12 protein-coding genes are annotated in these 12,860 nt (G+C 55.9%); 5 read left to right on the forward strand and 7 right to left on the reverse strand.

Translation table 11 applies throughout. The features are described 5' to 3' along the window. Positions 1-237 precede the first annotated feature (237 nt). Positions 238-945 (reverse strand): formate dehydrogenase accessory sulfurtransferase FdhD, encoded by a 708-nt coding sequence (locus ACY692_RS12390; protein ID WP_462325684.1) that lies wholly within the window; start codon positions 943-945, stop codon positions 238-240. On the opposite strand from ACY692_RS12390, the gene ACY692_RS12395 reads away from it, so the two are divergent. The 3 genes from ACY692_RS12395 to ACY692_RS12405 all read left to right on the forward strand — a co-directional run bounded on the left by ACY692_RS12395 (position 944) and on the right by ACY692_RS12405 (position 5,408). Next, positions 944-1,462: a hypothetical protein gene (locus ACY692_RS12395; RefSeq protein ID WP_462325685.1), complete on the forward strand. Its 519-nt coding sequence runs from the start codon at positions 944-946 to the stop codon at positions 1,460-1,462. The two genes, ACY692_RS12390 and ACY692_RS12395, sit on opposite strands and share 2 nt — an antisense overlap. Before the next feature lie 180 nt (positions 1,463-1,642). Further along, positions 1,643-4,693 carry a formate dehydrogenase-N subunit alpha gene (gene fdnG, locus ACY692_RS12400; protein WP_462325686.1) on the forward strand — a complete coding sequence of 1,017 codons (3,051 nt, stop codon included), beginning with the start codon at positions 1,643-1,645 and terminating at the stop codon, positions 4,691-4,693. Then, complete coding sequence (locus ACY692_RS12405; RefSeq protein ID WP_462325687.1) at positions 4,686-5,408, forward strand: 4Fe-4S dicluster domain-containing protein; 723 nt, start codon at positions 4,686-4,688, stop codon at positions 5,406-5,408. Before fdnG ends, ACY692_RS12405 begins: the two co-directional genes overlap by 8 nt. Before the next feature lie 131 nt (positions 5,409-5,539). Here the strand turns inward: ACY692_RS12405 and ACY692_RS12410 are convergent, their stop codons facing one another. From ACY692_RS12410 to ACY692_RS12425, 4 genes are all read right to left on the reverse strand, one after another. Next, a complete protein-coding gene (locus ACY692_RS12410; RefSeq protein WP_462325688.1) occupies positions 5,540-6,166 on the reverse strand; it encodes an ABC-type transport auxiliary lipoprotein family protein in 627 nt (208 codons plus the stop codon). Next, entirely contained in the window at positions 6,163-7,194 is a 1,032-nt protein-coding gene (locus ACY692_RS12415; protein WP_462325689.1) for an MlaD family protein, read from the reverse strand. The genes ACY692_RS12410 and ACY692_RS12415 overlap by 4 nt, the downstream gene beginning before the upstream one ends. A gap of 217 nt (positions 7,195-7,411) precedes the next feature. Next, positions 7,412-8,179 (reverse strand): ABC transporter ATP-binding protein, encoded by a 768-nt coding sequence (locus ACY692_RS12420; RefSeq protein WP_462325690.1) that lies wholly within the window; start codon positions 8,177-8,179, stop codon positions 7,412-7,414. A 3-nt stretch (positions 8,180-8,182) separates the two neighbouring features. Beyond that, positions 8,183-9,250: an ABC transporter permease gene (locus tag ACY692_RS12425; RefSeq protein ID WP_462325691.1), complete on the reverse strand. Its 1,068-nt coding sequence runs from the start codon at positions 9,248-9,250 to the stop codon at positions 8,183-8,185. Positions 9,251-9,521: 271 nt separating this feature from the next. On the opposite strand from ACY692_RS12425, the gene ACY692_RS12430 reads away from it, so the two are divergent. Together ACY692_RS12430 and ACY692_RS12435 are read left to right on the forward strand one after the other, a co-directional pair. Further along, on the forward strand, positions 9,522-10,715 hold the full coding sequence (locus ACY692_RS12430; protein ID WP_462325692.1) for a hypothetical protein: 1,194 nt from the start codon (positions 9,522-9,524) through the stop codon (positions 10,713-10,715). 249 nt (positions 10,716-10,964) lie between these two features. After that, on the forward strand, positions 10,965-11,741 hold the full coding sequence (locus tag ACY692_RS12435) for a lysophospholipid acyltransferase family protein (protein WP_462325693.1): 777 nt from the start codon (positions 10,965-10,967) through the stop codon (positions 11,739-11,741). A gap of 328 nt (positions 11,742-12,069) precedes the next feature. Here ACY692_RS12435 and ACY692_RS12440 read toward each other — a convergent pair whose 3' ends face one another. After that, positions 12,070-12,531 carry a type II toxin-antitoxin system YhaV family toxin gene (locus ACY692_RS12440; RefSeq protein WP_462325694.1) on the reverse strand — a complete coding sequence of 154 codons (462 nt, stop codon included), beginning with the start codon at positions 12,529-12,531 and terminating at the stop codon, positions 12,070-12,072. Next, positions 12,531-12,860, reverse strand: a 330-nt coding sequence (locus ACY692_RS12445; RefSeq protein ID WP_462325695.1) for a type II toxin-antitoxin system PrlF family antitoxin, incomplete at its 5' end; no start/stop codon positions are given. The genes ACY692_RS12440 and ACY692_RS12445, both read right to left, overlap by 1 nt.

The raw sequence follows: 12,860 nt of genomic DNA on the forward strand, positions 1-12,860 counted from the left end.
TTAAGAAATTTAAGAAATTTAAGAAATTTAAGAAATTTAAGAAATTTAAGAAATTTAAGAAATTACAAGCGGTTATCGCCCAGGTCTTCAATTTCTAAAATTTCTGAAATCCTTAAATCTGTAAAATTTACGGGATGACGCTCAAATTTAACGATACATTCCAACCTGTTGCTCCTGTTAAATTTTACCTGAATAGTTACAAAAATTTTTCAAGAACAAGGAGAAGATGGCAATACGTTATGGCATTGGAACACGCACGTGCCGATGGGGATCGCAAAAAACGGTGAACCGGTTGCCGCGTGCGAATCCGACCACGGTGATGCCGTGTCGCTGCGCCTGTTCGATGGCTGCCATGGTCGTTGCGGATCGGCTCACAACCATGGGCAGACCCGCCCGCGTGATCTTGCGCATCAGTGATGCTGTCACCCGCGAGGAGCATAGAAGAATCTTGTCCCCCGGCGGGCAGGTTGCCTGTACGGACCAACCGGCGAGTCGGTCAACACAGTTGTGCCGGGCTATGTCTTCGACAAAACGGGTGAGTGTGCTGGATTTCGGATCGAAAAGGGCCATCCTGTGGAAACACCCGGTGGTTTCCCACAGCCCATCCCGAGCAAAGAACTCTTCCATGGCCCCGAGGATGTCTTTGGAAGAGACGGGGGAAAGCGCGGGGGGAAGGGCCGGAAATTTTCGGGGGCAGGGAGTGAGGTGATACGTGTTCTGGTCGACACCGTCGATGGCCGGAACCTCACCGGACCGGCACCATTCCACGAGAGCGTGTCCACGGGCCAGCTCCTCGGGGTCGTGGGGGAAGGTCCACAATGTCGCTCGGTTGCCGGGCCACACAAGATCAATGCGCGTTTCCCGCGGTACCATGTCCTGTATGGTGTCCCAGGAAGTATCATGAAATTTGAGGCAGGAATGGGTGGCAACGGAGGGGGTGGTCATGGAACAATCCTTTGGAGGTCAGGGCGGTAAGGGGGCGGGCTTGGATATCGTGCTGGTTGTATGGAAAGAGTCCGTAACTATCCAGGTACATTTGCCAAGAATTAAAATCAAAAATTTGAGAAATTATAGGTGGTTAAACCAAAACCGGTTTGGAACCCGGAGTTTTCAAAAGGGTTTGTGGCTAAAATTTCAGGGCAATCAAATCGTAGGTACTCTGTTCAAGGGCAAGTCTTTTATATGTTCTCTGTCCTCTATCCCAAGCCCCCCCCCTTGCGGACCGTCGCTTGGAGCAGAGGTTCGAGAATTTTGCCATAAAAAACAAGAAAATTCTACAACCGATTTGAGCGTAAAACGTAAAGATCTAAAACGTAAGACTGCGGCTTGGCCGCATGAGGTTTATAAGATCCAGAGCCTTCCAAAAATGCACCTGGAGAGGTACGAAGATCCGTTGTGGTGGTGCAGCAGGGAGGGGCACATGGCGGCGAGGAAAGCGTTTTTGTCTTACATGTCAACATAGACACAATAAATTGATATTGTTAGTTTTTTTTGAAAACCTGTTGCGGTAGCAAAACTGATTTGATAGTGAATAGTACCTTTTTAAGGATGAAGCATTGGCTACTGGATGCATATCCATGCGTTGGATATGCCCTGAGAATAACTTGGATTCAGGCTCTGACCTGTAACCAAAGGAGGAGAAATGAAACGAAGAGCGTTCCTCAAGTTTTCGGCGATGGCCGGAACAGTCATGGCGCTGGGCGGCTTGGGCATCAGCCTCAAGCCGACACTCGCCAGGGCGCAGCTTCTGAAACTTCGCTGGGCCAAGGAAACCACGTCCATCTGCTGTTATTGTGCAGTGGGATGTGGTCTTTTGGTCCACACGGCCAAGGACGGCTTGAACCGGGCCATCAACGTCGAGGGAAACCCGGATCATCCCATCAACGAAGGGGCGCTGTGCGCCAAGGGTGCCTCCATCTGGCAGCTCGCGGAAAACGACGTCCGTGCTCTGCAGCCCATGTATAGGGCACCATTCAGTGATAAATGGGAATATGTTTCTTGGGACTGGGCATTGGATCGGATCGCGGATCGGGTCAAAAAAACCAGGGACGCGACCTTCAATCGGAGAAACCGGAAGGGCGAAGAGGTCAACCGGTGCGACGGGATCGCCAATGTGGGGTCCGCCGCCATGGATAACGAGGAGTGCTGGGTGTACCAGTCGCTCCTGAGATCTCTGGGTCTGGTCTGGATTGAGCACCAGGCGCGGATCTGACACAGCGCAACTGTTGCGGCTCTGGCAGAGTCGTTCGGACGCGGTGCAATGACCAACCACTGGATCGATCTCAAGAACAGTGACGTCATTTTGGTAATGGGCAGTAACGCGGCATCAAACCACCCCATCTCCTTTAAATGGGTCAACAAGGCCAAGGAAAACGGGGCCAAACTTATAAACGTCGATCCCCGGTTTACCCAGACATCGACCCAGGCAGACATCTATGCCCCACTGCGTGGCGGTACGGACATCGCCTTCCTGGGCGGGATGATCAAGTATATCCTTGATAACAAATTGTACTTCAAGGACTACATGGTCAACTACACCAATGCTTCATTCATTGTCAGCAAAAAATTCAAATTCGAGGACGGGCTCTTTTCCGGATACCAGGAAAACGATCCCGGGAGTGCCTACCGGGGAACCTACGATAAATCCTACTGGGCCTTTGAGAGGGACAAGGACGGCAACCCCAAGAAAGACACGAGTCTGAGGAATAAGCGGTGTGTGTTCCAGCTCCTCAAGAAACACTATGCAAGATATACGCTCGACAAGGTTGCCGACGTCACCGGAACCCCCAAGGACAAGATCCTCGAGGTCTACAGGACCTATTCGGCAACGGGAACACCGACCAAGTCCGCAACCATCATGTACGCTATGGGCTGGACCCAGCACACTGTGGGTGTCCAGAATATCCGCTCCATGGCCATGATCCAGTTGCTCCTCGGGAATATCGGTGTGGCCGGCGGCGGGGTCAACGCCCTGCGCGGGGAGTCCAACGTCCAGGGGTCCACGGACCATTGCCTCCTCTGGCACATCATCCCCGGCTACCTCAAGGTTCCCAAGTCCAACCTGCCGACCCTCAAGGCGTACAATGACAAGTACACCCCGCATTGCAACGATCCCAAGAGTGCCAATTGGTGGCAGAACTATCCCAAGTACTCGGTCAGCCTGCTCCGGGCCATGTATCCCGCGACCGACCAGGACGTCTCGTATAAATGGTTGCCCAAGGCCGATTCCGGGAAGACCTACACCTGGCTGCAGATGTTTGATGCCATGGACAAGGAAGAATTCCGCGGCTTTTTCGCCTGGGGACAGAATCCAGCATGTAGCGGTGCCAATTCCAACAAGACCAGACAGGCCATGACCAAGCTGGACTGGATGGTCAACGTGAATATCTTCGACAACGAGACCGGTTCATTCTGGCGCGGACCGGGCATGAAACCCAAGGAGATCAAGACCGAGGTCTTTTTCCTGCCCTGCTGTACCTCCATTGAAAAGGAAGGTTCCATCACCAACTCAGGCCGGTGGATGCAGTGGCGCAAGGCCGGTCCAAAACCCATGGGGTTGAGCAAATCCGATGGCCATATCATTTGTGAGCTGGCCCAGAAGATCAAGGACAAGTATCTGGCGGAGGGCGGCGCCTATGCCGGACCCATCCTGAATTTGGATATCAAAACCTGGCAGGACCACCACGGGTTCAGTGCCGAAAATACGGCCAAGCTGATCAACGGGTATTTTCTCAAGGATACCGTGGTCAAGGGCAAGACCTTTAAGAAGGGTGCCCTGGTTCCCAGTTTCGCCTATCTCCAGGACGACGGTTCCACCAATTCCGGGAACTGGCTGTATTGTAATTCGTTCACGGAAAAGGGGAATATGGCCGCGCGGATGGACAAGACCCAGACTCCCATGCAGGCCAAGATCGGTCTGTATCCTCAGTGGTCCTGGTGCTGGCCCGTGAACCGAAGGATCATCTACAACCGTGCCTCCGTGGATCTGAAGGGCAATCCCTATGCGCCTGAGAAAGCGGTTATCGAGTGGAACGGCAAGAAGTGGGAAGGAGACGTGCCTGACGGCGGCTGGGCCCCGGGGAGCAAGTACGCGTTCATCATGCGCAAGGAAGGGTTTGGACAGATCTTCGGACCCGGACGCGCCGATGGGCCTTTCCCGGAGCATTACGAGCCCATGGAATGCCCCGTGGACAAGAATCCCTTCTCCAAACGTCTCCGTAGTCCGGTTGCCCTGCATTTCGACAACGAGGACAAGGCCGTTTGCGATCCCAGATACCCCTTTGTGTGCAGCACCTACCGGGTCACCGAACATTGGCAGACCGGCCTGATGACCAGACATACCCCCTGGCTCCTCGAGGCCCAGCCCCAGATGTTCTGTGAAATGAGTAAGGAGCTGGCCAAGTTGCGCGGGATCGGGAATGGGGAAAAGGTCATTCTCGAGAGCGTGCGCGGTAAATTGTGGGCCGTGGCTATCGTCACTGCCCGGTTCAAACCCTTCAAGGTCATGGGGAACACGGTCCACCAGGTCGGTGTCCCGTGGCATTTCGGTTGGCAGTTCCCGGAGGATGGGAGCGGAGGCGACGCCGCTAACCTGCTCACCCCGGCCGTAGGCGATCCCAACACCGGAATCCCGGAAACCAAGGCGTTCATGGTCAATGTACGCAAAGCAAAGGAGGGTGAGATCAATGCCTAAAGCATTTCTTGTAGACCTCTCTCGGTGCACGGCGTGTCGGGGTTGCCAGGTTGCTTGCAAACAGTGGCACAAACTCCCGGCAGAAAAAACGAAGAATGTGGGCAGTTACCAGAATCCCCAGGATCTGTCCTTTGTCACCTATAAATTGGTCCGGTACACGGAAAAGGAGACCACGGAAGGGGTGAAATGGCTCTTTTTCCCCGAGCAGTGCCGCCATTGTATCGATCCGCCCTGTAAGTCCATGGCCGATGATTATGACGAGCGGGCGGTCATCAAGGACCCGGATACCGGTGCGGTCATCTTTACCGACTACACCAAGAAGATCGATGACCTGGAACCCGAAGACCTTTGCCCGTACAACATCCCCCGGCGTGATCCCATAACCGGCGTCTGGAGTAAGTGCGATATGTGCCTCGATCGGGTCGAGAACGGTCTTCTCCCCGCGTGTGTCCAGGCCTGTCCGACCGGAGCGATGAATTTCGGCGAACGCGGCGATATGCTCAAGCTTGCTGAAAAGCGTCTGGCCGAACTCAAAAAGGACTATCCCGATGCCCAGCTCCTTGACCCGGACTATGTCGGGACGATCTATCTCTCGGTCTATCCGCCGTCCTGGTACTATGATTTTGCCGTGGCCTCGGCCGACTATCCCAAAACAATGAACAGGGCCCAGGCCCTGGCCAAAGTCTTCCCGGTCCTCAAACGACGGGTTGGATAAACACCCTCCCCTTGTATTGGGCCGCCCCTCTGGGGGCGGCCCTTTTTCAGAAGACGGAAGACAGAGAACAATACGCTGATTGCTGGGGCACCCCTTGTGGGTGCTCTTTTTTTTGAGCAGTGGCCGTTCGGTTATTCCGGGGGGATTGCGGCGAGCACATCCGCGAGGATGCGCCCGGAGAGCTCCTCCATGGCGAGGCTCATGGCCCTGGCAACCCCGGCCGGGGTTCTGGTCGGGCAGGATTGAGAGGTCCGGTAACAGCGTTGGAAGATGATCCGTTTGCTCACATCGGGTTCGTCTGCCCTGGACAGGGTGATGGTCAGCCCCAGAACGGCCTCCCAGGTGTCAGGGCGGTCGCGTTCGTAGAAATCATCCACACTCCCCGTCAGAATATGGGTTGGAGAGAGTCCTGTTCCGGTTCCGCAGATGGCCAGGAATCTGCCCGAGCGGCTAAAATCGCGGCGGATGAACGAGGTGACCAGGTCGGCGGGGTCGGCATGCCAGCGGTGGTAGGTATATTCGTCCCGCTCATAGGGGGCGTCCCTGAAGACGATACGGAGGCTGTTGTAATCCGGAACGATACTGAACCGGGAGACGTCCAGGACAACCGGTAGGGGGGCGGTCCCGGTCGGGCAGGGGGGATCGTATTCCAGGGTGTAGAAATCGATCTTGGGCGCGGTGTGGCTGGCCCCCAGGCAGCCCGCTGTGCAGAGCAGGAAGATGGACAGGAGAAGCCTCGCGTAGGTGGATGGTTTCATGGTCGTTCCTCGGAAGGGATGGCTGTTCGTGGTTCGATCACCCTGGGTTTGGGAGGATCGCCCATGATCAACCGGGAGGGTTGGTCGTTCAGCTTATCCAAAAGGCGGGTTAATTCCCGGCTGGCTTTTTCGATGTTCTGTATGGTCACCAGGAGGTGTTTCTGCATGCCCTCGAGGTTGTTCTTGCTCCCTGCGACCAGGGACGTGCCCTGGGACAGGAAGGTGGTTGTCTGGGCGACCGCACCGTTCAGGCCGTGGAGGGTCGCGTTGACCGTCGGGCCATTGGTGCGGACAAAGTCGTTCATGCCGGCAAGGAGTGCGGTTGCCCGCTCCAGACTGATACGGGCCTGTTCCATGACCCCCTTGAAGGAACGGCCGGCATCCGAGGCCGAACCCATCATCTCCTCCCATCCGGGATTTTTGGCCAGTGCGTCGATGCTCCGGAGCGTGGTCCGTGCGTCACGTGAAAGATCGGCCAGGGCCAACCCGTCGAGGGACGTATTGAAATGGTCCAGACTCTCCTTGACCCTGTCGGCGATTCCCTTGAGATCGATCTCCAGAAGTTTGTGGTACAGAGTGGACAGGCTGTTCATGACCTGGGTGATGTCCGAAGGGGTCGACGGGATGACCGGATACTCGGTTTTGAACGTGAGCTTGGGGGACTGGCTGGGATTGTTTTCCTGGCGGATGTCCAGGTTGACGAACATGCTTCCGGTGATCCCCACCGCGCTCAATTGGGCCTCGGAGTCTGGTTTGATGACCACCCCCTTGTCGATGTCCATGACCACACGGATGAGGCGGGAATCCTTGGCCACCTGGATCGCTGCGACCCGGCCGATGGGCACCCCGCGGTATTTGACGGGGGAGTCGATATTTAGCCCCTGAACGGATTCGTCAAAGAAGCTGACATAGGTTTTTCCCTTGTCCAAAAACTTGGTCATGCCCAGGGCGATGATGGTCACCACACTCAGGGCGAGTCCGGCGACAACGAAGAGTCCTACGGAAAATTTTGTTCTGGCTGTGGCCATGGGAGTCCTGTTGGGGGAATGCGTAGTGTTCACCACGCTGCTTTTCGTGTATGCGGCCGCCTGGTTCACCGGTCGTCGTCCAGGTCAAGGCCATTTTCTGGCAGTTTGTATGTATGGATAGGACCGAAAAAGACGGCCCTGGTCCACTGCTGTACGGTCGTTTTGTTGTGCGCCCGCTCCCTGCCTGTTTGGGGCCCGTCCGGAGTTGGAGGGCGGATCAGCGGTCCGCTTCCGGTTTCCGGTTGAAAAAATGTTCCACGAACGGATTGTCGCTGTGGTCGCGCAGAAAACGGGGGTCTCCCTCGGCTATGATGGAGGCGGTGGTTTTGTCGAGCATGATCGTCCTGTGGGCAATGGCAAAGATGGACGGGAGTTCGTGGGAGACAATGACCACCGTGGTCCCCAGGGAATCGTTGATTTCCAGGATCAGGTCGTCCAGCTCGGCAGAAGTGATCGGATCGAGCCCGGCCGAGGGCTCGTCCAGAAACAGAATATCCGGGTCCAGGGCCATGGCCCTGGCTATGGCGGCACGTTTATTCATCCCCCCGCTGATCTCCATGGGCAGGTGGTCCTCGAACCCCTGCAGACCGACCTGCCGCAATTTGAGCCGTGCCAGGTCGTACACGGCATCCCCGGGAAGGTCCGTGTATTCGCTGATGGGCAGGGAGACATTCTCCGCCAGGGTCATGGATCCAAGCAGGGCCCCGCCCTGGTACGCAACCCCAAAGGTTTGCAGGATGCGCTGGTACGCTTCCTGATTGGCCGGATCCATGGGGGTCCCTTGGATGAGGATCTCACCCTGCATAGGGGTGTACAGCCCGATAATATGTTTGAGCAGGGTGGATTTTCCGCACCCGCTCCCGCCGAGGATGACAAAGATTTCTCCCCGATTGACCACGAAGCTGGCGGTTTTGAGCAGGATGAGCCGGCCAAAGCCCATGGTCAGGTTGCGCACTTCTATGGCCGGTGTTTCCGTGGTGTGCATTCCCTACCCCCAATACCGTTGTATCACTGCGAGAATGGAGTCGGCCAGGATGATCAGAAATATGGACGTGACCACGGACGAGGTGGTCGCCCGGCCCACGGCGTCGGCCCCACCCCGGACCTGGAATCCCCTGAAACATCCGGTTCCCGCGATGAGCAGGGCGAAAAGCATGGTCTTGAGCATGCTCCAGAGCACATCCCCCACGGAGATGGTATCTATGGTCTGGACCATGTACCCATGGGTGGTCAGATCGAGCATGGTCACCCCAACGACCAGTCCCCCGGCCACGGCAAAGAGATCGGAGAACAGGGTCAACAGGGGCTGGACGATGACCGTGGCCAGAACCCTGGGAAGAACGAGGAAGACCGTTGTGTCGAATCCCATCGTGGTCAGGGCGTCTATTTCCTCGGCAACGCGCATGCTCCCGATTTCCGCGGCAAAGGCCGATCCGGACCGGCCGGCAACGATGATTGCGGTCATGATTGGCCCGAGTTCCCTGACCATGGAGAGACTGACCAGGGATGCCACATAGATGTTCGCCCCGAATTGTTCCAGCTGCACCGCGGACATGAAGGCCATGATCAGACCAAGGAGAAAGCTGATCAATCCGACAATGGGCAGGGCGTCCGCACCGACCCTTTGCATGTGGGTAAGGGTGTCATCGCCGCGCAACCGGCAGGGGGTGCGGAGGATAAAGGCCAGGGAGAGGAGCACGTCACCGACAAAGGAGAGCATGTCCCGAGAATTGGCAAGCACATGGATGGTTTTCGCCCCCAGTCGCTCGATCCAGCCGATCCTTTTCCGTCCTTTCTCTTCTCCCGAAGGGGACGCGGCCCCGTCCTCGACCATGGACACGGAGCGGTGGGCATGCTCGGGGACATTTTCAAAGACCAAGGATCCACCGGTCCGTTTGGCGAGCTGCATGAGAACCAGGGCCCCGAAGTCATCCACGAGGGTGACCCCCCGCATGTCCACACGGATGGGCACGTTTGGGGGGGAGGTTGGGTGGTGAGCGATGGTCCGCACGAGACCTGGGCTGGTGGTACGGTCCAGCGGTCCGGTCAACGTCACTTTTGGCACTCCTTCATGGGTGGCGAAAGTGATTGGTGCGCAGGAGGGTTCGGGTGCAGAGGGCATGGTGGGTATGGACAAAGGGGCAAGAGTGGATATCGGATGCACAGCAATGGTGTGGAATATGGGAAAAACACATACATGAGTATGGTTGTGGCGTCTAGCGTGTCTGTTATTCGGGACCATGGACCATGGAACGCTTGCGCTTGGCCCCCTTCTTCTATAGATCCGGGGGATGGAAACAACACGGGCAGCCGCCCAAGGAATGTCAATGAAACGTTTGTATGCGAAATGTACGGTGATTTTTATGCTTGTTGCTCTGGCCACGGCCTCTGTGTCTTGGGCCGGTGCCGAGGACTCGAACACCGACCCGGTCCGGCTGGACCATGCCCTCCAAACCATGTTCGACCAGGTCGGGCCGACACCTCCCCCGTTTGTCGGCGGGAAGGATGTTGACCTGCTCATTGATATCGTCAGGTCGAGCACATCTGGAACAGAGCTCGAGCTGCCGGACAGGAAGCGCATGTCTTCGGCGTACTACCCTTTTGATGTCCGGATCTCCCTGCAACGCTTGCTCGAGTTTGGGTACAATCCGGATCTGCCGACCTATCTGGTGGCACCGAATACCGTTCGGAAGGGACAGTGGACGCTGGTCGATGGCCAGGAGCAACCCCTGCCCCGGCTGTGGACGAGATTGGGGAACCTTGGAGACCCCGTGGTCGTCCGCGGGGTAGAACACGAGGAAATCACCCCGGATATTTTTTCCGGCGGCTACTATAGCTATGATATGGACAGGGCCCTGATCCTCCTCGCCCGGGAAGGTGCACCGGTCCTCATCTCCGTGACCAACCAGCAGAAAGAATCCGATGTCGGCAAAAAAGGGGCCGTTGTCGGCAAGGACTCCCAATGGAATTATCTGTACTCGGGTGTTGACGGGTTGACCAAGGGGGGGCTTGGCTGGGTCGATTCATACATGTATGCGGCCATGTCCGTGACCGTTTTTTGTCAGGTCCGGACTCCGCAGGGCCCGGTGCTCAAGGCCGGGGTTTTCAAATGGATCAGGGCCGGTTGGGCAGGGATCAACATGGTCAGAACCCACCACATCAAGGACGGATGCCGTCGCTTTGCCTCGGCCATGAAGGAGATCCTTGAAACCCCGGGACTCCCGGACAAGGACCGGGTCGCCGAGCATGTCGATGTGTGCAGGAATTTGACCCCGGGGGAGCTCAGGGAGCTTGTTGGACCGTATATCGAGTACATCAAGGAAACCAATGACCCGGTAGTCGAGAAGAATCCTTTCAAGAGCCAGCTGGATTCCGGAGAATATCTGGCGACCATGCCCAAGGAGGATATGGTCAAGGTCCTTGTCCAGGGGTATCTCAAGGAAATCCTCGGACGGAAAAGCGTGATCGATACGGCCTCGTGCGAGCGGTTGCTCCGGAAACGGACGGCCTCGGCCAAATAATTCCGGCGCGTGGTGGCTGTGTGAAAAATACGGGAGTTCTGGTTGCGGACCAGGCTCCCTTTTTTTATGCATGGGCATAGTGACCATGGGCGGATTGCACCCTGGGGGGCATTGTGTAAGAAATGGTAGGAGACCAAAAGTGGCACGTTCCCAGGAGAAGATATTGGTGCACTCGATGGTGCCGCGCTGAATAGTTGGCAACAACAACCCAAATGAGTGTGATCGGCCATGGCGAGCAAGGAAAATGATATGCATGTACCTTCAGTCAAAAAGTCCTACGACTCACCGGCTTTGAAGCCCGGTTTTCTGGTTGCACGGTTCCCAAGCTTCTTTTTTTATGTTCGGGATCTGGTCCAGATCGGCAGAGCTTTTTTCCTCATTAAGCAGCGTTCCTTCACTCCGGAAAAATTCATGAGCTGCAGCCACGGCATCGTCCGTGCGCTTGAATCTGTTGGGTGCCGGATTGTCGTTGAAAACGCCGCGGCCCTGGATAGGGCGGACGGCCCGTGTGTGGTCGTGGCCAACCATATGAGCACTCTGGAGACCTTTGTTCTGCCATGGATCGTTCTCCAACACACGAGGATGACCTTTGTGGTCAAGAAAGGATTACTCAAGATCCCTTTTTTCGGCACGGTCACGGCCGGATGGGATCCCATAGCAGTGGGCCGGAAGAATCCCAGAGAGGATCTCAAATGCGTGCTCGAACAGGGGCAGAAGCGGCTCGCCTCGGGGAGATCGGTCATCGTTTTTCCCCAGAGCACCCGAATGATCGTTTTTGACCCGGCCCGGTTCAACACCATAGGCGTCAAGCTCGCCAAACGAGCCAAGGTTCCGGTCGTCCCCCTGGCCCTGAAGACGGATGCCTGGGGTAACGGCAAATGGATCAAGGATTTCGGTCCCATAGATCCAAACAAGGAAATCCGGTTCTGCTTTGGTGAACCCATGGGTATCACGGGCAACGGCAAGGAACAGCATGAGCGATGCGTGGAGTTTGTCCGGGAAAAACTTGAGGAGTGGGGGCAGTAGGGAAAAGGTGGAAGAAACGGGGGAGTGAGTTATTTATGGTATGGATGAGTACATCGAGCCTGTTTCCTTCCTGGGAACGCCGAGCGTCTGCTCGGCACTGCGTTTACTGCATGGCAGGAACAAGGGCAGATGATGCCGGCCAGACTGTAGGAAGCTGTACCCTTTTGTTGTTGCTCGAAAGGCCGAGCAGACGCTCGGCGTTCCCGGGGAAAAATCCGTTTGGAAGGCCGGTTATCGTGCCGAATCAATGATACTTGGCAGGAAGAGGCAGGCCCCCGGAATCCAACAAGAGCCTAAATTTATGGGAAATGTAACGGCCCGTTTTTTGTCAGTCGCGAAATGGGGGTGTCCCCGGATGACATCGTTTGATCAGAGCATTCCAATCGTCTGGAGGGTTCCCTTGATCGAGCATCTTGGTGAAGACTGCATACGGATCTGATTTGCTTCCCTGTTTGCGGAGAGAGTTCGCATCGTTGATCCACGCATAGACTATAATCTTCGATCGTGAATCGAATCTGAAAAAGAGCCTGAATCGTCTTCCAATTTTCGCACGCCGCCAGTGGCGGTAGGTTGTGCCCATGGTGTTGCCCTGACGAAAACGATCATTGTTCGGATCTTCCGGGATTACCTCCAGAACAAGGTGGGATATGGCCGTGTAGAGTTTATAGTTTGCATTCGTCTCCAAATCATTCGGCCTTTTTTGTTTGATGCGCTGGATGGTTTGTTGGAGATTGTGTATCTGATCTTTGATTCCGTCATGGAAGAGCAAGGTCCAGCCATGTCGTTGCATCAGAGATCGACCTCGCCTTCGATTTCAGCATCCAGATCAACAGGCACATTGAGCAGAGCAAGCATTGATTCTTGCAAGGGCTTCGGCAATTCGTCGATATGTTTTCCTTGTCGCAGGTCTTGTTCGATCAGGCCGAGAAACTTGGCAATGGCAGGATCTTCGTGCTCATCGGGCTGAAGGCGGCGTACGACAATTTCTTCCCCTTGAAGTTCAAAACTGAGTTTATTCCCGCTGGTGACCCCAAGGGCGGACCGGATCGATTTGGGGAGAGTGATTTGTCCTTTTGAGGTAACCGTTGCGGTTTCTCGAATAGGCATCATGTGAACCTC

Source organism: Desulfoplanes sp. (assembly GCF_054921335.1).

Bases quoted from the DNA above. Each gene is read 5' to 3' on its own strand.
- ACY692_RS12415 (WP_462325689.1), bottom strand. From the start codon at position 7,194: ATGGCCACAGCCAGAACAAAATTTTCCGTAGGACTCTTCGTTGTCGCC.
- ACY692_RS12420 (WP_462325690.1), bottom strand. From the start codon at position 8,179: ATGCACACCACGGAAACACCGGCCATAGAAGTGCGCAACCTGACCATG.
- ACY692_RS12440 (WP_462325694.1), bottom strand. From the start codon at position 12,531: ATGCAACGACATGGCTGGACCTTGCTCTTCCATGACGGAATCAAAGAT.
- ACY692_RS12430 (WP_462325692.1), top strand. From the start codon at position 9,522: ATGAAACGTTTGTATGCGAAATGTACGGTGATTTTTATGCTTGTTGCT.
- ACY692_RS12390 (WP_462325684.1), bottom strand. From the start codon at position 945: ATGACCACCCCCTCCGTTGCCACCCATTCCTGCCTCAAATTTCATGAT.
- ACY692_RS12405 (WP_462325687.1), top strand. From the start codon at position 4,686: ATGCCTAAAGCATTTCTTGTAGACCTCTCTCGGTGCACGGCGTGTCGG.
- ACY692_RS12410 (WP_462325688.1), bottom strand. From the start codon at position 6,166: ATGAAACCATCCACCTACGCGAGGCTTCTCCTGTCCATCTTCCTGCTC.
- ACY692_RS12395 (WP_462325685.1), top strand. From the start codon at position 944: ATGGAACAATCCTTTGGAGGTCAGGGCGGTAAGGGGGCGGGCTTGGAT.
- ACY692_RS12435 (WP_462325693.1), top strand. From the start codon at position 10,965: ATGCATGTACCTTCAGTCAAAAAGTCCTACGACTCACCGGCTTTGAAG.